Source organism: Acinetobacter sp. BWR-L5 (assembly GCF_039655985.1).
Lineage (GTDB): Bacteria > Pseudomonadota > Gammaproteobacteria > Pseudomonadales > Moraxellaceae > Acinetobacter > Acinetobacter johnsonii.
Genome location: NZ_JAGFEV010000004.1, coordinates 129,219 through 149,948, shown reverse-complemented (window position 1 = coordinate 149,948; position 20,730 = coordinate 129,219). Strand labels below are relative to the sequence as shown.

Genomic DNA, 20,730 nt, shown 5'->3' with positions numbered 1-20,730 from the left:
AAATTGGGGATCAAAGATGTGGAAAAAACTTCGTATTTTAATCTTGCTGCTGATTTTATTGGTGGTTGCTTTGAATGCTTATCGGGATCAGAACCAAGATTGGAGTAAGCCCATTATTGTATTACTACATCCAGTTAATGCAGATGGGCAAGGCACAACTCAGCAATATATACAGCAATTGACGCCTGCGAACTTAAAAGGGGTACAAGGTTATTTAGAGCAGATGTCTGCGACATATCGCGGCCAACCGATTGCGATTTATTTCCAACTTGGGCGCGAACTTAAACAGCTACCGCCGAAAGTGCCTGAGCAGGCAAGCTTATTGGATACGGTCTTGTGGAGTTTAAAGTTCCGTTATTATGCATGGAAAAACCATCAAGGTTCAGATGGTGCACCAACTGTTACTTTGTATTTGAACTATTATGACCCAGCACTGACTAAAGAGCTGAAACACTCGACAGCTTTGCAAAAAGGTCGCATTGGTTCGGTGAATTTATTTGCTTCGACCAAGCAAACCGAGCAAAACAAAGTCGTTCTTGCGCATGAGCTTTTACATGCCTTCGGTGCCAGTGATAAATACGACTTAGCCACAGGACAGCCGATGTATCCTGCGGGCTATGCATATCCAAATCAACAACCGCTGTTCCCTCAAGCCAAAGCTGAATTAATGGCCGGGCACATTCCAACCTCACAAACACAGAGTAAAATGCCTGAGTCGATTGATGAAACATTGGTGAATGAGATCACTGCGATTGAAATTGGGTGGAAAAAATAACTGTGGATAATGCTGAGTTTATCCACAGCATGGATTGATTGTGTGGATAAACTCAAACCTACAAGTTCGATGCAAAACATGTTAAAACTAAGTGAACGAAAATCAAACTTGAGAAGAAGATGAAAACAGTCGGTAATGATTTAGTTCGCCATCAACTCCATGAAAATCGTAAATGGTATTTGGGTTTAGGAATTTTATTGGTGTTGTTTGGTTTCATCCTTTTAGCCGCTTTGCCTTTTGCCACCTTATCTGTGGTGTTTATCTTTGGCGTGCTCATGATGATAGGAGGTGTTCTACACTTCATCGCAGCCTTTAAGATTTTTGAGGGTGGCTTCCGCTGGCTATGGGCTTTGTTTGGTGTATTGTATTTGGTTGCGGGCTATTACGCATTTACTACACCTGTGAAAACAGCCATTGTCTTGACCAGTGTTTTAGCGGTTTTCTTGATTATTGCAGGGGTCATTCGTATCTTTAATGCAATCTTATTTCGAGCATTCCAAGGTTGGGGTTGGACACTTTTTTCTGGTGTTTTAACTCTTCTGGCAGGCATTATGATTTTAACCACACCAGATGCCCCATTTTGGGTGCTGGGCTTATTCCTTGCTTTTGATATTTTATTCCAAGGGATTAATTATCTGACTCTAGCGGCAGCCATTAAGCAGATTCCACCAGCAAGCCAATCTGAATAAAGCATGATTAAAAAATAAAAGGGAGCCTCATGCAGGCTCCCTTTTTTCGTGCGGTTTATATCATGTGCAAAGCTGAATGGCAGGTTTACGGATTGACGGCATATTGACTTGAAATCGCAATACGATTCCACGTGTTAATCACAATCGCGATCCATTCAATAGCAGCAACTTCTGCATCGGATAATGTTTTTGTTACCTTTTGATACGCCGAATCGGGGAAATGCTGCTGGGCAATGAGTGTAATTTCTTCAATTAAAATTAGCGCAGCGCGTTCTTTTTCGGAAAAATATCCACTTTCTTGCCATGCACTGATGAGGGCAATTCGTTCCATTGATTCACCTGCTTTTATGGCATCTTGTGTATGCATACGCACACAGAATGCACATTGGTTAATCTGTGAGGCTCTCAGTTTCAGCAAGTGTGAAAACCCAATCTCAAGACCTGCTTGTTGGATTTTTTGCATGGATAAGTTTTCGAGTTCTAATACTGTTTTATACAGTTCAGGTGCGGCTTTTCCCAAGTTGATACGTTGCATACATCACCTATTTTTTTTAAAGAGCGTTGAATGTTTAATGATGATTTTATCGGCTAATTGATTCGCACTTTGTTTAATTTATGCATTAAAACCAAATGAACTATGGTGGTCGTTTTGGTGATGCGTACAGTAAAATTCAGAGATGGCTAAAATTAAAAAATTATTGAGGCTATTTTTTCTTTATCGAGATGTATTCAGTTTCAATCACAACGAACTGTGCCAAGGACAATGAAAAGAGAAAAATGCGGGCGGGAAATTTATAAATCGTGTTATTAATAAATTAAATTTTCTAAAAAATGATGGATGATGAAAACTTTTATTTTAGCGCCTGATTCTTTTAAAGAAAGTATGACAGCAGAACAGGCCTGTGTGGCGATGCAGCGTGGAATTCAAAACATAATCCCTGATGCTGTATGTATACATGTGCCTATGGCCGATGGCGGCGAAGGCACAGTCGATGCTTTATTAGCATCTTTAGCAGGCCAAAAAGTCGAATGTGAGGTAACAGGGCCATTGCCATCACAACGAGTTAAAACGTATTGGGGCTTATTTGAAGGTGGGCAAACGGCTGTTATTGAAATGGCCAAAGCCAATGGTATTCATCTGCTTGAGCCTACGCAACGCAATCCACTGCTGACTACGACTTTGGGGACAGGCGAAATGATTCGGCATGCCTTGGATCTAGGCGTGTCCAAAATCATTTTGGCTCTTGGAGGCAGTGTCACTAATGATGCAGGTAGTGGTATGGCACAGGCGCTTGGAGTACGCTTTTTAAATGCACAAGGGCGGGACGTGCCCGTTGGTGGTGGTCATTTACGAGATATTGAACAGATCGATATGCAGGCTTTAGACCCACGCTTGCCCGGGGTTCAAGTTTTGATTGCCTCCGATGTCACTAATCCGCTGTGTGGAGCACAGGGTGCGTCGCATGTGTTTGGCCCGCAAAAAGGGGCGAGCGCAGAGATGGTTGAGCAGTTGGATCAAAACTTGAGTCACTTTGCGGATGTGGTGGAAACACAGCTTAATCTACAGGTACGTAATATTGCGGGGGCAGGCGCCGCAGGAGGGCTAGGTTTTGGTCTAATGGCCTTTACAGGCGCTCAGCTTCAGTCTGGCGCGAAGTGGGTGATTGAGCAAACTCAACTGGCGGAGAAAATAAAGCAAGCCGATTATGTCTTTACTGGTGAAGGAAGTATTGACTTCCAAACCAAGTTTGGCAAAACGCCGTGGGCAGTGGCTCAGTTAGCCAAGCAGTTGAATAAACCAGTGATTGCTTTTGCTGGACGTGTCGGAGAGGATGTTGAGGCATTATTTGATGAAGGGTTTAGTCAAATTGTTTCGATCAATGAACCTGACTGTGATTTAGCAACAGCATTGAAAAACGCAGAGCAGAATTTGCAAAACAGCTGTGAGGACATCACTCGACTTTTGCTTTTAAATCATACTGAGCAAGCTTAATTTTAAATATTTGAGGCAGTAAGTGGTTCGAGCATAAGGTCTTAGCCCCAGATTTGAAGGTGTATTTTAGATAGAAATGGATAATCGTTGCTGCAGCCTCATATTGATGTCATAGATTTGTTAGACTAGCAGCATCCACGAATTGATGAGTGATTATGAGTTTAGCCAGCCTAATTGATGAATTAAACCCACAACAAAAACAAGCTGCCACGACTGAGTCGCAACACAGTCTGGTGCTCGCAGGGGCTGGCTGTGGCAAGACGAAAACCATTGTGGCACGAGCGGCGTACCTAATTGATCAAGGGATTCCTGCCAACCAAATTCAGATTTTAACCTTTACCCGTCGTTCAGCCAGCGAGATTGTGGCGCGAGTGGAGCTGGCTTTAGGTGAGCAGGCAAAAGGGTTGCGTGCTTCTACTTTTCATACTTTTTGTATGTATCTGCTGCGCCGTGTATCGAAAGCCTTTGGTTTAGAGCAGTTTTCAATTATTGATCGTGATGATCAGCTGATGATGTTCCGCCTGATTCGTGGGAAAGATGACAAGAAAAATCCCAATCAGCTGCCTAAACCGCAAGAACTCTGTGATCTGTATTCTTTTGCACGAAATACGCGTCAGAAGTTGAGTGATGCCTTAGAAAAACAGCATCCTGAGCATTTGGCTTTTAAAGATCAAATGGCGGAAATCATGAAAGAGTACGAGACACGAAAACGTGTGCGTAGTTTTTTAGATTATGACGATATTTTGGCGATCGTGGCCTCAGCACTCGACCAGTCAGAAGGTTTAGCCGACTATGTGGCATCGCTCTGCAAACACATGTTGGTTGATGAAATGCAGGATACCAATCCTTTGCAGTGGGCCTTGCTTGAGCCCCTTAAAGACAAAGTGAGCCTGTTCTGTGTCGGTGATGATGCACAGTCGATTTATGGTTTCCGTGGGGCAGATTTTGAAAATATTCACCATTTTAAAGACCGTGTGCCGAATGCTCAGGTGTTTAAATTGGAGCAAAACTATCGTTCAACCCAAGAAATTTTAGACCTTTCAAATTGGCTGCTCGATCAATCTGAGATTCAATATAACAAACGCCTAGATGCCTATCGGGGGGAGGGCGTGAAGCCTCGCATGCACATTTTCCCAAATGAGTTTGATGAAGCAAAATGGATCGCGATCGACATTAAAGAGCGCCACTACTTACAAGGACAGCGCTGGTCGGATCATATGGTCTTGGTGCGTTCTAGCTTTGCAGCACGGCATATTGAGGCGGCGTGTATTGCAGCCAATGTCCCCTATCGATTTATTGGGGGCATGAAACTGCTTGAAACCGCGCATGTGAAAGATTTACTGAGCTTGCTGCGCGTGATTGCCAATCCTCTAGATGATATTGCATGGATGCGTTTTCTCACTCTGTGGAATGGGGTGGGAGATGTGGGTGCAAGTCGTCTCGCTCAGCAACTTTTACTGGAGCCTGAGTTTGATCTAATCTTTGATAAATTAGAGAAATTTGGGCGGATTCCAGCTGAAACTGTGTTGATCATGAAGCAAATGACGGTACTGAAACAGGAAGTACAGGCTTGTGTCAGTTTGGGTGTTCAGGCGATTGAAGCACAATTGGCGGAAAATTATAAAAAAGACTGGAACCGCCGCCAAGGGGACTTTGAGCTGGTCAAACAATTGGCGTCTAAACATACCCAGTTGAGTGAGTTCCTAGAGGAATATGTGCTTGATCCTGTGTCGATTTCTGAAATCGAACGCCAGTCCGATAGTGATGTCGTCACCCTGATTACCATTCACTCGGCCAAAGGTACAGAGCAAAAAGTCTGTTATGTCGTCAATGTCACCCCAGGGCAATATCCACATGCACGTGCCCAAGGTAATTTTAATGATGTCGAAGAAGAGCGTCGGGTCTTGTATGTGGCACTGACCCGTGCGCAGAATGAATTGATTTTAACCAAGCAAAATTTAAGTCTGTGGGCGCGAGACGTGATTGATGAGCAAGGGCGCAAAGTCGAAAGCTACTTTTTGAATGATCTGACGCGAAATTTGTGTAGCATGGAAACCCATCATAAGCCTCGTCAGCAAACCGTAAAGAGTGCTTTAATTGAGCGTCAATCGATTAATTTAGATTTTGGGATTAATCTCGATTAAACTAAACAGATTACATTGTGGTATTTGTTGTGCAATGTTCAGAAAGTAGCGTAGGCGATTGCTTTTTGATGATTTTGCCTATTTTTGAAGGTTGTAAGATGAAAATTTTAGTTCGTAATTTAGAGCGTACAGTGGCCGAAGCTGAACTGCTTGAATTATTTAAGCAATATGGCACAGTTGCATCATGTAATTTAATCCTTGATGCAGCAACAGGTAAATCGAAAGGTTTTGCATTTGTTGAAATGCCACACGCACGTGAAGCGATTAAAGCTATTAAAGGGCTTAATACACTACGTTTGCATGGTACTGGTATTCGCGTCAAACAGGCGGAAGATAAACCTGAGAAGCCAGAAGCATAAGTAAAAAGGAGCAATGGATGCTCCTTTTTTATGGGATAAAATGAAAAAAATCTATCCAGCTTTATCGATTGTTGCGCCGATGGGACGACAAATTTCTCAAGGAAATAAAACCTTAGAGATCCGTTCTTGGCGACCAGAGCAATGGCCACTCAAAGATTTGATTATTGTGGAAAATAAGCACTATTTAACCCACGAGGACGATGAAGAGTTGGGGTATGCTGTTGCTATGGTTGATGTTGAGTCGATTCACTCATGGAGAGAAGATGAGCTTGATTCGGCGATGGCATCATATTGGGAAGAGGGATATTGGGCTTGGGTACTCACAAATGTGCGTCCAATCCATATTTCGATGCCTGTCATAGCAAAAAGAAAGATTTATTTTATTGAAATAGATCATGCATAATTTTTATTATGCACTGCTGTATAGAAAGATTACTCTTAGAATTGTTATAAACGCCAAAACTTAGGAACACCCTTCATGACTCGTGTTGCCCGTTACCATGCTGATCGCACTAACCAAAAACTCTACTTTGCTCGACTTTCATGTCAACAAGCAGAACAAATTGATCATGTGCAACAAGCTCAGGCTTACCGTGAGGCTGCTGTGTTTCACTTGCATGGCGCGGTGCTTGCGTTTCTACAAGAGTTGGTCCGTTACTACCGCTTAAATGACTTTACCCCGACCTTGAAGTCCATAGAGGAGCATATGGCAGCTAAGGGCCAAGTCTCGCCTGAAGTGACTGTAATGCAACAACTCTCGAAAGAAGGTTTCATTGCCGAGTTAAAACGTGCTTATCGCTTGTGTCAGTATGCGCCAGAGCCGAGTATACCTGAACCTGAGTCAGAAACTTCATCCAATTTGATCATTAAAGTGACTCAAACCCCTCAGGCATGGTTACCCGATACCAAAATTTTACGCGAGTGGCATCGAGACTTAACGGCGTTGATCGATGGCTTTCGGAATGAGATGGTTGAATTCTAAAAGCGATGACCAACGCTTGAAGTTTGAAAATTTGTCCTTATATCAATAAGTCTAAGCGAAGCAAAGTGCAATTGCCTTTGCCACCATGTTGAACATGGAGGAAATATGTCTATAGAACAATTGAAAGAATTATTTGGAAATCAAGAAGCCATTTTAGAATTGGTTCAACTTGAAGGTGGTGAGCTCGCACTACGTAACGCAGGTTCGGAGAGTGCGCCTTTAGTCACGATCCAGTTTAATGAAGAGCTCAAAGCATTATTGGGCGACCAGACAACAGTCGTTGCTCAGCAGATGGTGCAAGCGGCTTTATACGGCTTACTTGAAAAACAAGTGGGCGAGTGGCAAGCGGAAGTGGTGGACGAAAAGCCACAATTTTTCAGCTAAGCCGAATAAGAAAAAACGCACTGAACAGTGCGTTTTTTGTATCCAGTGTTGGTTGGTTAGTGGGTGGGTGCTTGATGATGTGCAATCTGAATTTGATTTAAAATATGATTGCTCATATTTTTCGCCATTTCCTCTTTTGCAAAATAAACTTCACCAATTTGATCGCGGCGAATCACTTCGGCTTCTTCTTTGCTTTCCGCACATACTAAGACCTGAATCTCAGGATTGAGGGTTTTGGCAATATCCACGATTTTATGAATATCTAAAATATCCATCGGGGAAAGTACCAGCAGGCGCGCATGTTGAATATGGGCTTGAATCAGTACGCCAGGGTCTGTCGCCATCCCAGAAACAGCCGCAATGCCTTTTTCACGCAGGTTTTCTACAATTTCACGGTTTTCTTCCGCAATCACCACTTTAATGTCTTCGGCCATCAATTGTTTGGTAATGCGACGGCCAACTTCACCATGTCCAACAATTACCACTTGATCACGTAAGTAGTCTTGTGAAACTTCATCAGGCAGCATTGCCAATGGGTCACCACTACGTTCCAGTAAGCGTGCTAGATGTGAGCGCTCACGAATCCAACGTTGTACAGGCTCAATTGCGGAGAACACAAAGCTGTTTAAGGTGATGGAGATGAGTGCTCCTGCCAAAATTAGGTTTTGCCCTTCTAAGGACAAGAGTTTAAGTGAAACCCCGAGTGTCGCTAAGATGAAGGAAAACTCACCAATCTGTGCCAGTGACGCACCGACAGTGAGGGCAGTATTGATGGGGTAGCGGAAAAAGAGCACTAGTGCCATGGCCGCAATGGTTTTGCCGACCATAATAATCGCAACGACTGCAAGTACATGCACAGGTTGTTCCACTAAGATGCGCGGGTCAAATAACATGCCCACTGCAACAAAGAACAAAATGGCAAAAATTTCACGTAGAGGGAGAGTTTCTTCTTCGGCGCGGTGGCTAAAGTCAGACTCTTTAACGACCATCCCGGCAAAGAAAGCGCCCAGTGCCATGGAAACACCGAAAATTTTGTACGCGCCAAAGGCGATTGAGACTGCAGCAGCCACCACGGTTAAGGTAAACAGTTCACGTGAACCAAGTCGAGCAACAAATTGCATGATCATTGGAACAAGACGTTTCCCGATGATCAGCATAAAAGCGATGAAGCCTACTACTTTGAGTAAGGTGATGCCTAAGGTAAGCCAAATGTTGTCATCAGCACCGCCTGCAAGGGCTTCTCCACCGAGTAGAGCTGCTGTTGCGGGTAAGAGTACCAGCACCAAGACCATGACCAGATCTTCGACCAAGAGCCAGCCTACGGCAATTTTACCGTTGACCGAATTGAGTAGACCACGGTCTCCCAGTGCTTTGAGTAATACCACTGTACTGGCACAAGACAGGCTTAAGCCGAAGACTAAGGCAGAGCCAAAACTCCACCCCCAGATCATACTGACGCCTATTCCGAGCAGGGTCGCGACAGCAATTTGTAAAATAGCACCAGGCAGTGCAATACGTCGAACTTGTAATAAGTCATTGAGGGAAAAATGCATGCCCACACCAAACATGAGGAACATGACCCCAAGTTCAGCCAATTGGTTTGCCAGATGAATGTCCGCGACAATACCAGGGGTATTGGGACTAATAATGATACCCGCAATCAGATAACCAATGAGTGGGGGAAGGCGTAAGCGTACGGCAAGATAGCCGAAAATGAGCGCAAGCCCAAAACCGACAGCAAGTAATATAATGAGATCTACGTCATGAGGCACTAAAAACTCCTTAAGCAAAAGTTAAGGGTGAAAAAGAAGCAAAGCACAAAAGGTGCCAAAAGAGATTAAAAGTTTAACAAGTCGAACGAAAAAAAAGCAAAAAAAAACGACCTAAAGCAGGTCGTTTTTTCCAAAAAACTAAAATTATTTAATTTTAGCTTCTTTGAAGATTACGTGTTGACGGATTTTTGGATCAAATTTTTTGATTTCCATTTTTTCCGGCATAGTACGTTTGTTCTTAGTTGTGGTATAGAAATAACCTGTACCAGCAGTAGAAACTAGGCGAATTTTATCACGCATGGTTCAGACTCCTTAGATCTTTTGACCTTGAGCACGTAGGTCAGCAACAACCTTCTCGATACCCAATTTGTCGATAATACGCATACCTTTTGTAGTTAGACGAAGACGTACGAAACGTTTTTCGCTTTCTAACCAGAAACGGTGGTGATGCAGGTTCGGCTCGAACCGGCGTTTGGTTTTGTTATTGGCGTGCGAGACGTTGTTGCCAACGACTGGACGCTTGCCGGTAACTTGGCAAACCTTAGACATGGTGAACTCCATTGCTAGACAGCACCGATTGTGCGCTAGTTATTAAGTAAACGGATGAAATCATTCAAGGGGCGTTTTATACCAAAAATGCGCTTAAAAGACAAGCGATTTTCATTAAAACTAGGCATGAACCCGTGCGATAGGTCATGCCTTGATCATTTAGCGAAGAAGGGTCTTTGAAATCAACTTGTGAATTGGTTTGTTAAACGGTGGGAGAATGAATTTCAAGCTATATAACTTGGGATTCGACATCACTGACCGTTCATGCGACAAACTGAAGAAACCTTCTGGACCATGATATTTCCCCATACCTGATGCACCAACGCCACCAAATGGTAAATCGTCTTGTGCGACATGGGTCAAAACCGTGTTTTGTCCGAAATGCCCTGAATGAGTACGCTGTGCGACATAATCTGCACGCGCCTGATCAAAGTCGAAGTAGTATAATGCAAGTGGACGCGGACGGCTATTAATAAACTCGATAACATCGTCTATTTGATCATATTCCATGATCGGTAGCAGTGGTCCAAAGATTTCCTCTTGCATAATACGCATGTCAGGCGTGACCCCTGTTAATAGTGTAGGGGGCACTTTGCGGGTGTCGGAGAAGGTTTCATGGGCTGGGTTGACCTCAACCACCTGCGCTCCATGCTCACGTGCATTTTCAAGATAACCTTGCAAGCGGTTGTATTGGCGGTCATTAATAATCGAGGTGTAGTCTGGATTATGCAGAATGTCGGGATACATCTCTTCCACACACTCGCGGAAGTGTTCAATGAACTCGGCAGTTTTACCTTTAGGCAAGAACATATAGTCAGGTGCCACACAGGTTTGACCTGCATTCCACAGCTTACCTGCAGCAATCCGCTGTGCAACATCCCGTAAATGAATAGAAGGATGTACTAATACTGGTGATTTTCCGCCAAGTTCGAGGATCAATGGAACGAGGTTCTCTGCCGCAGCAGACATGACGGTTTTACCGACATTGGTTGAACCTGTGAAAATCAGTTTGTCAAAAGCCAGACGACAAAAGGCATCCGAGATCGCGCCACCGCCATTGGTCACGGAAACTAATTCTTGAGGAAAGGCTTCAGAGAGCGCTTTTTCAAGAATGCGACCAAAGTTACTCGATGAACTAGAAATCTTAATCATGGCATGGTTACCTGCCGCCAAAGCACAAATTAAGGGTCCAATCGAGAGTAATAAAGGATAGTTCCATGGGGTAATAATGCCGATCACACCTAAAGGTTGATATTGCACCCATGCTTTAGCCGGCTGGTGAATGATGGAAACGTGACGTTTCGAGGGTTTCATCCACGTGGTTAAATGCTTGCTATAATATTTGATGTGTTCAAGGCAGGTGAGCAATTCCCCAATTTTGGTTTCACTGGTGGAACGGTTGCCATAGTCTTGATTAATTGCCTCTGCAAATTGATCTTGATACTTAACTAAGATACGCTTAAGTCGTGCCAAACGGTCAATACGCTCTTTTGCGGTTGGCAATGGATAACGTAAATAAGCGTGCTTTTGCTGTTCAAGCACATCATGTAGGTGCTGAATATCATAAGAATGTGGTGTCAATGAAGTTGTTTTTGTTTGACTGTTCATGCCGCACTACCATTTCAAATTTCAATTTATGTTTAATTTTTAGAGTAATTGCTCTAATTAGTCAAGTTACTTTATGTGTTAGTCTTCTAATGCACTGAATGAATGGTTATTTTAGGATGTCTCAAACTAAAACGTTGAAAACCAAAGAACGTATTTTGCAACTCAGTTTGCAGCTTTTTAACGAGCGTGGAGAACGTTCTGTTACGACCAATCATATTGCCGCTGAATTGAATATGAGTCCGGGCAATTTGTATTATCACTTTCGCAATAAAAGTGAAATTATCAAAGAGCTCATGGAACAGTATCAGAAAGAAACGCTGGACATGCTGGCACTGCCGGATGATCGTGTTTTGGATGTGAATGATAAAATTAGTTATTTCCAAGTGTTAAGCAACCAATTGTGGGCTTATCGATTTTTACATCGTGATGTTTATCACTTAGTTGAAAATAACGAAGATTTTAGAAAAATGTATCCACGTTTTGCTGGACAGGTGATGCAACAAGGGCAAAAAATTTATCAGGCCTTTGTTGATGCTGGTTTAATGCAAATGACACCTTCTGAAATAGAAGCCTTGGTGATTAACTTGTGGATTGTCCTCACCAACTGGACTAACTTTTTGTATATGTCTGGGCATATCAGTGATTCAAATCATCTTGAAGAGAAATGGGTTTGGCAAGCCTTGCGCCAAATGGTGTTCTTAGAAGGGGCGTATTTGCGTGGTGAAAGCCGTGAAACATATGAGCGATTATTGGAAAGTTTTGGCCCGTCAGAACTTTTCGCGAGTCTTTCACATATGAAAAATAATTGAAGCCGAAAAACAAGCTATTTAGAAAGCGCATGAAACGCGGTAGAATACTCGGCTTATTTTGATTAGGTGTAACAAGAACCAACATGAACATGACAACTGCTAACACAGCACGTTTACTGATTACTTGTGAAGATAAACCAGGGATCGTGCAAGCTGTATCGAGCTTTTTGTATCATCAAGGCGCGAATATTACTGCGCTTGATCAATACGCGACTGAAGCTCAGGGCGGACGTTACTTTATGCGTGTTGAGTTTGAACTAGACAATTTACAGTCTCGTAAAGAAAGCATTACTCAAACTTTTGCTGCAAATGTAGCAGAGCGTTATGAAATGCAATGGCGTTTGGCACTGGTCAGCGATGTGAAAAAAGTCGGGATTTTGGTGTCTAAAGTAGACCACGCCTTACTTGAGCTCTTATGGCGTCATGCGCGTGGTGGTTTGCCGTGCGAAATTACCAAAGTGATTTCTAACCACGAAACTTTACGTGAAGCGGTTGAGAACTTTGGCATTCCGTTTGAAGTTGTCCCTGTAACGAAGGACAACAAACGCGAAGCTTATGCTGAAATTGATGAATTAATGCAAGGCAATGATTTATTGGTACTTGCGCGTTATATGCAAATTCTAGATGAAGCATTTGTCGAAAAGTGGGAAATGAAAGTGATCAACATTCACCATTCATTTCTACCGGCTTTTGTTGGTGCAAACCCATACAAGCAAGCGCATGAAAAAGGTGTAAAACTTATTGGCGCAACCGCGCACTATGTCACTGCGGATCTGGATCAAGGTCCGATCATTGAGCAAGATGTAGAGCGTGTGAACCATGACTTTACGGTTGATCAATTACGTGAATTGGGTCAGGATGTTGAACGTAACGTCTTGGCACGTGCAGTGAAGTGGCACTTAGAAGACCGTATTATTGTTGATGGTAACAAAACAGTCGTTTTCCAATAAAAAATTGGTTGCAAGCAAGATTGAAAAAGGCATACATTAAGTATGCCTTTTTTGTTTGGGTATGATTAGAAAAAACCATAAAAAGTGACAAATTAATAGTTGCAAATGAAAACACTTCTCATTTATCATTGCGCTACTTTATTGTACTAACCGATAAGCGTTATAGTGGAAACCAACCTAGTGGCCACTCCGCTTAAATTAGGTCACCGATTTTAATGAGTTCAACAGTTATTTCTCCTATGCAGACTCCCAACCCGATGAAAAAGAAAGTTCTTGCTGCTTTGATCGCGGTTGTCGTGGGCCATATGGGCGTATTGTGGGCAGTGAACCACATGAAAGCTCCTGAACTCAAACCGATTGAAAAAGAACCATTGAAGGTTCGCTTCGTTAAAATTCAAGAACCACCAAAACCGCTACCGCCTAAGCCGAAGGAAGAACCGAAAAAGGAACCGACTAAGCCGAAGGAAGTGAAGATTGTGGAAAAACCACAACCGACCCCACCGAAAAAGGTAGAAAAGGTTCAACAAGTTAAAAAAGCAGAAGTGGTTAAACCGGTTGTTAAACCAACCGAAACTCCAGTAAAACCGACAGTCACCACGACGATTACAGAGAAAAAAGTCGAAAAACCTGTCGTGCAACCAGAGCAAGCGAAACCTGTTACTCAGGCTGCACCAGCTGATACTTCACCTAAGTCGGTGTCGATTGGTGGTTCAGGTGTGCAATGGAGCCGCTCTCCAAAACCAGTTTATAGTAATCAAGATTTACAAGGTGAAAACCGTCGAGTAGTGGTGCTGATTGAGGCGAATGAAAAAGGGTCGATTGTGAATGCCCGTATTACGCGCTCAAGTGGTGTGCCTGCTTTAGATGAAAAGATTTTAAGAGCTGTCAAAGGCGCTAAATTTAAACCTTATAAAGAAAATGGTGTGGCTTATCCAATTCGGGCTGAGCAACCATTTGATTTAGAATTGAATACAAAACGCTAACTTTATCAGGAGTTCGAGTATGAACTTTTCAGTTTATTGGCAACATGCTGATGCAGTCAGTAAAACACTGTATTTCATCTTGTTGGCAATGTCGATTGCAACGTGGACCATCTTTGTTTTACGTATCATGGGTACACGTCAATTGAAACAACAAGCTTATGCTCAACTTTCACAAGCTTTAGCTAAGTTAAAATCAAAGTTTGCTGTATTGAACTTTGAACAACGTAAAGCCGTTGCAGAACAAGCCCTTCTTCGTCAAATTTCTGCTGAAAAAGCGAATGCTGAGAAAGGTGTTTCAGTTCTAGGTACGATTGCATCGCTTGCACCGTTCGTGGGTTTGTTCGGTACAGTATGGGGAATTTTCCATGCCCTTGTTGCTGTTGGTAAAAGTGGTCAAGCGGGCTTAGCGCAAGTTGCAACTCCTGTAGGTGAAGCACTGATCATGACGGGTTTAGGTTTGGCTGTCGCGATTCCTGCGGTGTTAGCGTATAACATCTGTGCACGTGTGAACCGTACTTTGGCACATGAGCTTCAAGACCAAGCACACGGCTTGCTCATTGATACCATGTTGCAACAAGACTCAGCACCTGCGGCAGTAGAAAGTAAAGCGACTCAACAAGGTTTAGTTGGAGGTCAAGCTTAATGGCTTTTCAATTGGGTGACGATAACGATGCTGGCATGAATGAGATGAATCTCATTCCGCTGATCGATATTATGCTGGTTTTGATGATCATCTTCTTGGTGACAGCGACCGTTGCCAACCCATCAATTCCATTAACTTTACCAAAAACGACGGCTGATATTGTAGATCCTCCACCTAAAGCCATTACGGTAAGCATTAATGCAAATGGCGAAGTGGCTTGGGATAATCAAGTGATTAGTTTGGAAGAACTACAAACGCGTTTTAATGAAGCGGGTGAGTTGGAAACCAAGCCAACGGTTCAACTTCGTGCAGATAAAGAATCTCGTTACGATATGGTGGCACAAGTCATGTCTCGTGCGAGTGAAGCTGGACTGGCGGATATTGCTTTCGTCAGCGATAACTAAGTTGATGTAAAAAAAAGCGACTCTTGAAGTCGCTTTTTTTATTGTGAATTATTGAGTTATTTGCTGTCTTTCAATAAAGCCTGAAACTTAGAGCGCAGCTTCATCAGTTTTGGTGGAATGGCAAAGTTGCAATAGCCTTGAGACGGGTTACGAGCGTAAAAGTTCTGGTGATAGTCTTCAGCCGAATAGAACGTTGGTACAGGACTGAGTTCGGTCACAATCTCGAGACCTTCTGCCTTTAAGTCGTTAATCGCTTGCTCTGCGTCAGCACGCTGCGCATCATTAAAATAGTAAATGACTGAACGATACTGGGTGCCGACATCATTGCCTTGACGGTTGAGTGTTGTAGGATCATGAGTGGCAAAAAATACATCGAGCAGCTGAGCATAGCTGATTTGAGTTTCATCAAAATCAATTAAAATAACTTCGGCGTGGTTGGTATCGCCACGACAAATGTCTTCATACGTTGGGTTGTCGGTATCTCCACCTGCATAACCACTGGTCACTTTATGTATGCCCTGAAGTTCTAAATAAACCGCTTCTACACACCAAAAACATCCACCACCAAAGAGTGCTTGTTGCATTTTAAAATCCTAATTGTGTTTATATCTGTTTATATAAGGGCAGATTGGTTCAGTACAATGTTGTCTGTTACAGATTAAAAAAGCCTGTGATTACAGGCTTTTTATAGAAATAATTTAACGTGGTTGAATGGCAGAGCCAAACTGTAGCAGCAAGTTACCATGTCGATCGAGTAGTTTCAGAGTTTTACCAAACACTTGGTAATGTGTCACTTTTGCCAGCGCTTCTTGGAACTGTTGCGGAACAGCACTGTTATTGATACAGGCCATTCGGGTGGTTGCGAGCTGGCTCAAGGTGAGCGTATCGCGTCCGACGGTATAGCTGCCCATAATGCGGTTACAGCCATCTGCACCACTGATGCGGTTATCAGCTGAAAACTGAAGGCTTGGAATATTACGTTCATTGGGTGCTGTTTTAATTTCGGTATTGCCAATTTGCGTCAAAATCCAAGTCCGTTGCTGAAGCTGTTGAATGTTGGTCATTTCAATGGTGTCGGATGGCGGTGGTGTCGTTTGGCAGCCAGTCATGATTAAGCTACTCGCTAAAAGACTGCTTGCAATCAGTTTTTTTAACATGGGATCAGACTCTTATTGTGATGTATCGTCTGAACTATCAAAGCAAATTTTGTCCTTGATTGCCAGTTTTAACTTGCAGCTTTTCGTTGCAAACTTTAGCGAGTTTGGTCAACGGGTAAACCCTGACGAATGAGCTGTGAATACTCACGACTGGTTAAAGCTGTTTCTTTGCTTACACGTGGGTTGATATAGGCTTTTTGATACCAAGTTTTCATATCCCACTGAGGACTAATCGCGCCTAAGTCATACAGATAGTTCGGCAAATAGCCTGAAGCTAAAATACGATAGTCAGTCGGTAAAGCGTCATGTGAAACGGCTTGAACCATATCAAATACCAATGTGGTGCAATTACTGGTGAGGGTATTATACCACTTAGGATGCTTGGCGAGCTCGTCTGCCTTATGTAAATACTCTACAAACAGTGCTTTACTTTCAGCCTGTCCGAGGCGAACAGGAAAGAAATAGACTTGTTCATGACGAATATTGCTACGGGTATACACAATATCATGCTCATCTGAGGCCACTAAACTCAGCTCATATTTTCTAAAAAAACCACCAATCGCTGAAAATTCTTCATTTTTCTCTTTGCGAATTTCAATGGAAAAGGTCAGTGGTGCAGTATTGGCAAAATCAAAACTGACCAAGGTATGTGCGATTTGCGGCCCCATCCAGTATGAGGTAATGATATTGACCCCAGTGATTTGATTTAGATCGAAAGAGCGGCTATCCCAATGTTCAGTATAGGAGCCGTCAGGGTGCCATGTGAAATTGCGGACATTATGAAGGGTGACATGGTCGCTTTGTTTTTCATAATGCAAGATTTTTGCTACTTCAGGTTGCCAGTCGCGGTCTTGGCGAGCATCTAAACTAAAATACCAAAACAACGCCAGTAAAAAGCCAAGGAGATAAAGGATGATATCGAGGCGACGACCAAAAAAGCTTTGGGTGATATAGATACCCAAAATGCTGAGCGCAAAAGCAATCCAGATCCCAATAAAAATACGGCTGACCAACCAGCCCAAAGGCTCTTGAATCCACAATGCAAAACACAGCCAAATTGAACTGAACAAGACAAAAATACTAAACAGGGTGTGGAGTAATCCAAAGCCCAGTGTCCGCCAAAATTCTATTTTGATCATGTTGTGCATCGTGCTTTTAGCAAAAAGAATATGCTTTATTTTTGATAGGTTGCGAACTCAAAAGCAATTCCAGTTTTGTCATCAATATGTTGTTCTGACGCCACTTTTTTAAATGCTGCTGGAATGGCAGGGTAATGCGCATCACCTTGCACATCGAGTTCAACATGCGTGAGTTCTAAACGGTCCGCAATGTCGATGGTCTGTTTAAAAATTTCACCGCCACCAATGATAAAAATACTGTCAGGTTTTTCTGAAGCTTGAACATCGGCAACAGCTTGCGCTAAAGCTTCTTCGATGCTGTAAGCCACCTTTGTGCCTTCAAAAGCCCAAGAGGTGTCGCGAGTAATGACCCAATTGACACGCTTGGGTAAAGTACGGCCCATCGATTCCAGCGTTTTACGGCCCATAATGACCACACCACCTTGGGTGATGGCTTTGAAGTGTTTTAGATCGGCCGAAATATGCCAAGGTAGGTCATTGCCTTTGCCAATACAGCGTTGCTGATCCATTGCGACTACATGTATAACTTCTAAGTTTTGAAAGGCCATAACGCGCTCAAATGTTGGGTCATATTTCTTATTCTTCCTCAAGGAGAGGAAGAACATCTATGGGTAAATCTCAATCCCGCTGATTCAAGGCGAGATTGTATTGGGCTTTATCTGCTTTAAACAGCGACAGGTGCTTTAATCCCGGGATGTGATTCATAACCCACGATTTCGATATCTTCAAATTTAAAGTCGAAAATATCTTTAACCGCTGGATTGAGTTTCAGTTGGCAAAGCTCTAAAGGTTCACGGCTTAACTGAAGCTTCGCTTGTTCAAAATGGTTGGCATATAAATGCGTATCACCACCCGTCCAGACAAAGTCACCCACGCCTAAACCGCAGACTTGCGCGATCATATGAGTGAGTAGCGCATAACTGGCAATATTAAAAGGCACACCTAAAAATACATCGGCACTGCGTTGATAGAGCTGACAAGACAGTTTGCCGTTATGGACAAAGAACTGGAATAGAGTGTGGCACGGAGGAAGAGCAACTTGCCCAGCTTCTTGTGGATTCCAACCCGATACAATCAGACGGCGTGAGTTTGGATTGGTTTTAATTTCATTGACTAACCACGCAATTTGGTCAAAACCATCTTTTTCATACAAACCGTCGGCTTTTTTGGTTGCACCGAAATTACGCCATTGATGGCCATACACAGGCCCTAGTTCACCTTCTGGACGACCAAAACGCGCAGTTTGTTCTGCAGTTGACCATTCGTCCCAAATGCTGACTTTGTTGTCTTGTAAATATTGCACATTGGTATCGCCTTTTAAGAACCACAACAGCTCAATCACGATCGAACGAAAGTGTACTTTTTTAGTGGTTAATAAAGGGAAGCCTTGAGAAAGATCAAAGCGCATTTGATGACCAAAGACAGACCGCGTTCCTGTACCAGTACGATCGCCTTTGTCGCCACCGTTGTCGAGGATGTGTTGTAAAAGGGCCAAATATTGACGCATATTTCTCTCATATGTTGGGGGTGATTGCTTATGCGCATTCTAGCTGTTTTTTAGCAAGGATGGAACTTTGGCAGCATAGGGCTTAGCCGCATTGCCCACCGTTTTTTTATGCTTCAATTTTCTATTGTCGGGACTATTTTTATTTATTTTGGTGCTTAGAAAGTGGTTTTGTACAGGATTTAAACTGAAATAATTGAGTTGTATTGGATCTAAATAAGCAGCCGTTTAGATGGGCAATCCATTCCATATCTAAGGACTTCATTAGCCGATGGTGAAACATTTGAGCTTAAGCCGAAAAAGGACTTGGGTAATGGGTAAATTTTTTTAGTTAATTTAAGTTTCAAAAAGTACAGAGAAAAGAAAAATTTAGAAAGGTTGTGTTTCATTTTGAAAAAAAATATTACATTTACGACATGAAAGTTCAATGCTGAGCGGTTAGTATTTCGAACTCGAAAAGTTGCACACCCCTAATGATTGGGAGGAGAGTTGGTTTTAGTATGCCTTATGATCAAAACGTAAATATGAATGACGTCTATGCGCCTGCGCAAACCAATATCATAATACGTTCTCAGTCAGAGCGAAATGTTACCGCTTCGGATATTTTAAGCTCGAAGCAGGCACGAGAAAGGGCTATTAGTAACCATCAGCGTGTGGATATTGAAAAATTTACAGGCTTTTTAAGAAATATTACCCGTCAAACCAGTACCCAAAAATGTGCTAAAAGTATTCGCATTGGCTTAGAGTCTGCCGGTGCACGCTTCAAGAGTCATCCTGTGGCTGCGGCAGATTGGGGGAAGACCTTAACCAGCATTGGTTATCGTAAAATCAACTTATCTTTTGATCAGCCTAAAAAAGGCGATATTTATATTATCGACCGTACTGCAAAAAACCGTTATGGACATATTGCCGCTTATTCAGGCAATGGTTGGGTTTCTGATTTTAAACAAAGTGGTTATGCGGTTTACCGTAACCAAAATGTGAACTACAGCTATTATCGAATGGATTAAGCAGATGTTGACGGGATGTAGAGCAACTCCGCATCCCGATTAAACTCTTTTTTCACGTTGTGCGTGAATCGATACTAAAAATAAACCAATTCCACTAAAGCCGATACACTGAAGCGCCAGCGCAATTTTATCCTGCGCGGGTAAATAGCCCAGCAAAAAAATCAGGGCAATTAAGGGCAGAAAAATAACCAAACGCGAAAAGCCTTCCCGATACGGATTGTCCTGAGCAATCTTCAATTGCATACCACGTAGCAGATGCGTTGCAATGCCAATCACGAGACTCAAACCAATAAAAATTGCGCCAAGCTGTTGAACTTGTGCAGCCATAAAAATCATCACGCAAGTGGCAATACAAACGATGAGTTTAATTTGACGGCTACAGCGTTCAGAATACCAAAAGTGCAACATGGTTTATTTGGACTCAGGCTGAGTATTGCTATGCAAAAGAGATAGGGGGGAAAATAGGCAAATCCCCAACGCCATAAAACCAATCCCTTGTGCACCTGGAATCAGCAGCTCACCATCTTTAATATTCATAAAAATCAGCGCCAAGAGTAGGGCAATCGGAATCCAAGTCAGTAGACGATACAGAAAACCTGTAGGATTTTTGGCGGCAAAATGGATTTTGCAGTAACGACAAATCAGAAAAATAATCCCCGTACCCAAGAACATTAAAATGGCATTGAGGCTCAGGGGTTCCATCCAATACAACACACCTGTTACAACAGCAATTGCGATAAAAATAAGTAATTTTTTAAGAATAGAAATTGAGGGATTAAACCAAAATTCGAGCATGGGAGTGAAGTATTTAAAAACCAAACATATGTCACTTTAGCATAATTTGGTCCTAAAAAAGGAGGCAATGAAGCCCCCAAT

The 20,730-nt window shown here is 42.8% G+C and carries 26 protein-coding genes; 14 read left to right on the top strand and 12 right to left on the bottom strand.

Annotation, left to right across the window (positions count from 1 at the left end; all coding sequences use genetic code 11):
* The first annotated feature begins 16 nt into the window (after positions 1–16).
* Together JZ787_RS08600 and JZ787_RS08595 are read left to right on the top strand one after the other, a co-directional pair.
* Positions 17–775 (top strand): hypothetical protein, encoded by a 759-nt coding sequence (locus tag JZ787_RS08600; protein ID WP_004692504.1) that lies wholly within the window; start codon positions 17–19, stop codon positions 773–775.
* 119 nt (positions 776–894) lie between these two features.
* The gene (locus JZ787_RS08595) at positions 895–1,464 is read left to right on the top strand and encodes an HdeD family acid-resistance protein (RefSeq protein WP_218288729.1); all 570 of its coding nucleotides are present in this window, start codon (positions 895–897) and stop codon (positions 1,462–1,464) included.
* An 85-nt stretch (positions 1,465–1,549) separates the two neighbouring features.
* Here the strand turns inward: JZ787_RS08595 and JZ787_RS08590 are convergent, their stop codons facing one another.
* On the bottom strand, positions 1,550–1,999 hold the full coding sequence (locus JZ787_RS08590) for a carboxymuconolactone decarboxylase family protein (protein ID WP_346312122.1): 450 nt from the start codon (positions 1,997–1,999) through the stop codon (positions 1,550–1,552).
* Positions 2,000–2,302: 303 nt separating this feature from the next.
* Between JZ787_RS08590 and JZ787_RS08585 the strand changes: the two genes are divergently transcribed.
* The 6 genes from JZ787_RS08585 to JZ787_RS08560 all read left to right on the top strand — a co-directional run bounded on the left by JZ787_RS08585 (position 2,303) and on the right by JZ787_RS08560 (position 7,326).
* Positions 2,303–3,457 (top strand): glycerate kinase, encoded by a 1,155-nt coding sequence (locus JZ787_RS08585; protein ID WP_346312121.1) that lies wholly within the window; start codon positions 2,303–2,305, stop codon positions 3,455–3,457.
* A 155-nt stretch (positions 3,458–3,612) separates the two neighbouring features.
* Entirely contained in the window at positions 3,613–5,601 is a 1,989-nt protein-coding gene (locus JZ787_RS08580; protein WP_346312120.1) for an ATP-dependent helicase, read from the top strand.
* Between the two features lie 98 nt (positions 5,602–5,699).
* Complete coding sequence (locus JZ787_RS08575) at positions 5,700–5,960, top strand: RNA-binding protein (protein ID WP_004692489.1); 261 nt, start codon at positions 5,700–5,702, stop codon at positions 5,958–5,960.
* Positions 5,961–6,000: 40 nt separating this feature from the next.
* Entirely contained in the window at positions 6,001–6,363 is a 363-nt protein-coding gene (locus tag JZ787_RS08570; RefSeq protein WP_228716697.1) for an ASCH domain-containing protein, read from the top strand.
* Positions 6,364–6,438: 75 nt separating this feature from the next.
* The gene (locus tag JZ787_RS08565; protein WP_346312119.1) at positions 6,439–6,942 is read left to right on the top strand and encodes a DUF6586 family protein; all 504 of its coding nucleotides are present in this window, start codon (positions 6,439–6,441) and stop codon (positions 6,940–6,942) included.
* A gap of 105 nt (positions 6,943–7,047) precedes the next feature.
* Positions 7,048–7,326 carry a hypothetical protein gene (locus JZ787_RS08560; RefSeq protein ID WP_004692486.1) on the top strand — a complete coding sequence of 93 codons (279 nt, stop codon included), beginning with the start codon at positions 7,048–7,050 and terminating at the stop codon, positions 7,324–7,326.
* 56 nt (positions 7,327–7,382) lie between these two features.
* On the opposite strand, the gene JZ787_RS08555 is transcribed toward JZ787_RS08560, so the two are convergent.
* The 4 genes from JZ787_RS08555 to JZ787_RS08540 form a co-directional block, all read right to left on the bottom strand.
* Positions 7,383–9,098, bottom strand: a complete 1,716-nt coding sequence (locus JZ787_RS08555) for a cation:proton antiporter (RefSeq protein ID WP_004978997.1) — start codon at positions 9,096–9,098, stop codon at positions 7,383–7,385.
* A gap of 144 nt (positions 9,099–9,242) precedes the next feature.
* The gene (gene rpmG / locus JZ787_RS08550; RefSeq protein WP_003654787.1) at positions 9,243–9,398 is read right to left on the bottom strand and encodes a 50S ribosomal protein L33; all 156 of its coding nucleotides are present in this window, start codon (positions 9,396–9,398) and stop codon (positions 9,243–9,245) included.
* Positions 9,399–9,410: 12 nt separating this feature from the next.
* Positions 9,411–9,647, bottom strand: coding sequence for a 50S ribosomal protein L28 (gene rpmB / locus JZ787_RS08545; protein WP_000048256.1), 237 nt, complete (start codon positions 9,645–9,647; stop codon positions 9,411–9,413).
* Positions 9,648–9,806: 159 nt separating this feature from the next.
* Positions 9,807–11,255 (bottom strand): coniferyl aldehyde dehydrogenase, encoded by a 1,449-nt coding sequence (locus JZ787_RS08540; protein ID WP_168157995.1) that lies wholly within the window; start codon positions 11,253–11,255, stop codon positions 9,807–9,809.
* Between the two features lie 116 nt (positions 11,256–11,371).
* Here JZ787_RS08540 and JZ787_RS08535 point away from each other — a divergent pair, with 116 nt between their 5' ends.
* The 5 genes from JZ787_RS08535 to JZ787_RS08515 all read left to right on the top strand — a co-directional run bounded on the left by JZ787_RS08535 (position 11,372) and on the right by JZ787_RS08515 (position 15,044).
* Positions 11,372–12,064: a TetR/AcrR family transcriptional regulator gene (locus tag JZ787_RS08535; RefSeq protein WP_087527660.1), complete on the top strand. Its 693-nt coding sequence runs from the start codon at positions 11,372–11,374 to the stop codon at positions 12,062–12,064.
* A gap of 83 nt (positions 12,065–12,147) precedes the next feature.
* Positions 12,148–13,014: a formyltetrahydrofolate deformylase gene (gene purU, locus JZ787_RS08530; RefSeq protein ID WP_004692478.1), complete on the top strand. Its 867-nt coding sequence runs from the start codon at positions 12,148–12,150 to the stop codon at positions 13,012–13,014.
* A 215-nt stretch (positions 13,015–13,229) separates the two neighbouring features.
* Positions 13,230–13,997 carry an energy transducer TonB gene (locus JZ787_RS08525; RefSeq protein WP_004692476.1) on the top strand — a complete coding sequence of 256 codons (768 nt, stop codon included), beginning with the start codon at positions 13,230–13,232 and terminating at the stop codon, positions 13,995–13,997.
* A 19-nt stretch (positions 13,998–14,016) separates the two neighbouring features.
* A complete protein-coding gene (locus JZ787_RS08520) occupies positions 14,017–14,640 on the top strand; it encodes a MotA/TolQ/ExbB proton channel family protein (RefSeq protein ID WP_004692475.1) in 624 nt (207 codons plus the stop codon).
* Positions 14,640–15,044, top strand: a complete 405-nt coding sequence (locus tag JZ787_RS08515; RefSeq protein WP_058868889.1) for a biopolymer transporter ExbD — start codon at positions 14,640–14,642, stop codon at positions 15,042–15,044. The genes JZ787_RS08520 and JZ787_RS08515 overlap by 1 nt, the downstream gene beginning before the upstream one ends.
* 56 nt (positions 15,045–15,100) lie before the next feature.
* On the opposite strand, the gene msrA is transcribed toward JZ787_RS08515, so the two are convergent.
* From msrA to thyA, 5 genes are all read right to left on the bottom strand, one after another.
* Positions 15,101–15,628, bottom strand: a complete 528-nt coding sequence (gene msrA, locus JZ787_RS08510; protein WP_234965256.1) for a peptide-methionine (S)-S-oxide reductase MsrA — start codon at positions 15,626–15,628, stop codon at positions 15,101–15,103.
* 114 nt (positions 15,629–15,742) lie between these two features.
* Entirely contained in the window at positions 15,743–16,201 is a 459-nt protein-coding gene (locus JZ787_RS08505) for an META domain-containing protein (protein WP_168157992.1), read from the bottom strand.
* A gap of 95 nt (positions 16,202–16,296) precedes the next feature.
* Positions 16,297–17,349, bottom strand: a complete 1,053-nt coding sequence (locus JZ787_RS08500; protein ID WP_346312118.1) for a DUF4105 domain-containing protein — start codon at positions 17,347–17,349, stop codon at positions 16,297–16,299.
* A 26-nt stretch (positions 17,350–17,375) separates the two neighbouring features.
* Entirely contained in the window at positions 17,376–17,888 is a 513-nt protein-coding gene (locus tag JZ787_RS08495) for a dihydrofolate reductase (protein WP_346312117.1), read from the bottom strand.
* A gap of 116 nt (positions 17,889–18,004) precedes the next feature.
* Positions 18,005–18,847, bottom strand: a complete 843-nt coding sequence (gene thyA, locus JZ787_RS08490; protein WP_346312116.1) for a thymidylate synthase — start codon at positions 18,845–18,847, stop codon at positions 18,005–18,007.
* A gap of 497 nt (positions 18,848–19,344) precedes the next feature.
* On the opposite strand from thyA, the gene JZ787_RS08485 reads away from it, so the two are divergent.
* Positions 19,345–19,854, top strand: a complete 510-nt coding sequence (locus tag JZ787_RS08485) for a hypothetical protein (RefSeq protein WP_010325875.1) — start codon at positions 19,345–19,347, stop codon at positions 19,852–19,854.
* A gap of 39 nt (positions 19,855–19,893) precedes the next feature.
* On the opposite strand, the gene JZ787_RS08480 is transcribed toward JZ787_RS08485, so the two are convergent.
* Together JZ787_RS08480 and JZ787_RS08475 are read right to left on the bottom strand one after the other, a co-directional pair.
* The gene (locus JZ787_RS08480) at positions 19,894–20,262 is read right to left on the bottom strand and encodes a hypothetical protein (RefSeq protein ID WP_234965259.1); all 369 of its coding nucleotides are present in this window, start codon (positions 20,260–20,262) and stop codon (positions 19,894–19,896) included.
* Positions 20,263–20,265: 3 nt separating this feature from the next.
* Positions 20,266–20,649, bottom strand: coding sequence for a hypothetical protein (locus JZ787_RS08475; protein WP_062035240.1), 384 nt, complete (start codon positions 20,647–20,649; stop codon positions 20,266–20,268).
* Positions 20,650–20,730: the final 81 nt, after the last annotated feature.

What these genes read in the sequence shown, in the direction of transcription:
- JZ787_RS08600 (WP_004692504.1), top strand. Translation starts at nt 17, where the DNA reads ATGTGGAAAAAACTTCGTATTTTAATCTTGCTGCTGATTTTATTGGTG.
- JZ787_RS08595 (WP_218288729.1), top strand. Translation starts at nt 895, where the DNA reads ATGAAAACAGTCGGTAATGATTTAGTTCGCCATCAACTCCATGAAAAT.
- JZ787_RS08590 (WP_346312122.1), bottom strand. Translation starts at nt 1,999, where the DNA reads ATGCAACGTATCAACTTGGGAAAAGCCGCACCTGAACTGTATAAAACA.
- JZ787_RS08585 (WP_346312121.1), top strand. Translation starts at nt 2,303, where the DNA reads ATGATGAAAACTTTTATTTTAGCGCCTGATTCTTTTAAAGAAAGTATG.
- JZ787_RS08580 (WP_346312120.1), top strand. Translation starts at nt 3,613, where the DNA reads ATGAGTTTAGCCAGCCTAATTGATGAATTAAACCCACAACAAAAACAA.
- JZ787_RS08575 (WP_004692489.1), top strand. Translation starts at nt 5,700, where the DNA reads ATGAAAATTTTAGTTCGTAATTTAGAGCGTACAGTGGCCGAAGCTGAA.
- JZ787_RS08570 (WP_228716697.1), top strand. Translation starts at nt 6,001, where the DNA reads ATGAAAAAAATCTATCCAGCTTTATCGATTGTTGCGCCGATGGGACGA.
- JZ787_RS08565 (WP_346312119.1), top strand. Translation starts at nt 6,439, where the DNA reads ATGACTCGTGTTGCCCGTTACCATGCTGATCGCACTAACCAAAAACTC.
- JZ787_RS08560 (WP_004692486.1), top strand. Translation starts at nt 7,048, where the DNA reads ATGTCTATAGAACAATTGAAAGAATTATTTGGAAATCAAGAAGCCATT.
- rpmG (WP_003654787.1), bottom strand. Translation starts at nt 9,398, where the DNA reads ATGCGTGATAAAATTCGCCTAGTTTCTACTGCTGGTACAGGTTATTTC.
- rpmB (WP_000048256.1), bottom strand. Translation starts at nt 9,647, where the DNA reads ATGTCTAAGGTTTGCCAAGTTACCGGCAAGCGTCCAGTCGTTGGCAAC.
- JZ787_RS08540 (WP_168157995.1), bottom strand. Translation starts at nt 11,255, where the DNA reads ATGAACAGTCAAACAAAAACAACTTCATTGACACCACATTCTTATGAT.
- JZ787_RS08535 (WP_087527660.1), top strand. Translation starts at nt 11,372, where the DNA reads ATGTCTCAAACTAAAACGTTGAAAACCAAAGAACGTATTTTGCAACTC.
- purU (WP_004692478.1), top strand. Translation starts at nt 12,148, where the DNA reads ATGAACATGACAACTGCTAACACAGCACGTTTACTGATTACTTGTGAA.
- JZ787_RS08525 (WP_004692476.1), top strand. Translation starts at nt 13,230, where the DNA reads ATGAGTTCAACAGTTATTTCTCCTATGCAGACTCCCAACCCGATGAAA.
- JZ787_RS08520 (WP_004692475.1), top strand. Translation starts at nt 14,017, where the DNA reads ATGAACTTTTCAGTTTATTGGCAACATGCTGATGCAGTCAGTAAAACA.
- JZ787_RS08515 (WP_058868889.1), top strand. Translation starts at nt 14,640, where the DNA reads ATGGCTTTTCAATTGGGTGACGATAACGATGCTGGCATGAATGAGATG.
- msrA (WP_234965256.1), bottom strand. Translation starts at nt 15,628, where the DNA reads ATGCAACAAGCACTCTTTGGTGGTGGATGTTTTTGGTGTGTAGAAGCG.
- JZ787_RS08505 (WP_168157992.1), bottom strand. Translation starts at nt 16,201, where the DNA reads ATGTTAAAAAAACTGATTGCAAGCAGTCTTTTAGCGAGTAGCTTAATC.
- JZ787_RS08500 (WP_346312118.1), bottom strand. Translation starts at nt 17,349, where the DNA reads ATGCACAACATGATCAAAATAGAATTTTGGCGGACACTGGGCTTTGGA.
- JZ787_RS08495 (WP_346312117.1), bottom strand. Translation starts at nt 17,888, where the DNA reads ATGGCCTTTCAAAACTTAGAAGTTATACATGTAGTCGCAATGGATCAG.
- thyA (WP_346312116.1), bottom strand. Translation starts at nt 18,847, where the DNA reads ATGCGTCAATATTTGGCCCTTTTACAACACATCCTCGACAACGGTGGC.
- JZ787_RS08485 (WP_010325875.1), top strand. Translation starts at nt 19,345, where the DNA reads ATGCCTTATGATCAAAACGTAAATATGAATGACGTCTATGCGCCTGCG.
- JZ787_RS08480 (WP_234965259.1), bottom strand. Translation starts at nt 20,262, where the DNA reads ATGTTGCACTTTTGGTATTCTGAACGCTGTAGCCGTCAAATTAAACTC.
- JZ787_RS08475 (WP_062035240.1), bottom strand. Translation starts at nt 20,649, where the DNA reads ATGCTCGAATTTTGGTTTAATCCCTCAATTTCTATTCTTAAAAAATTA.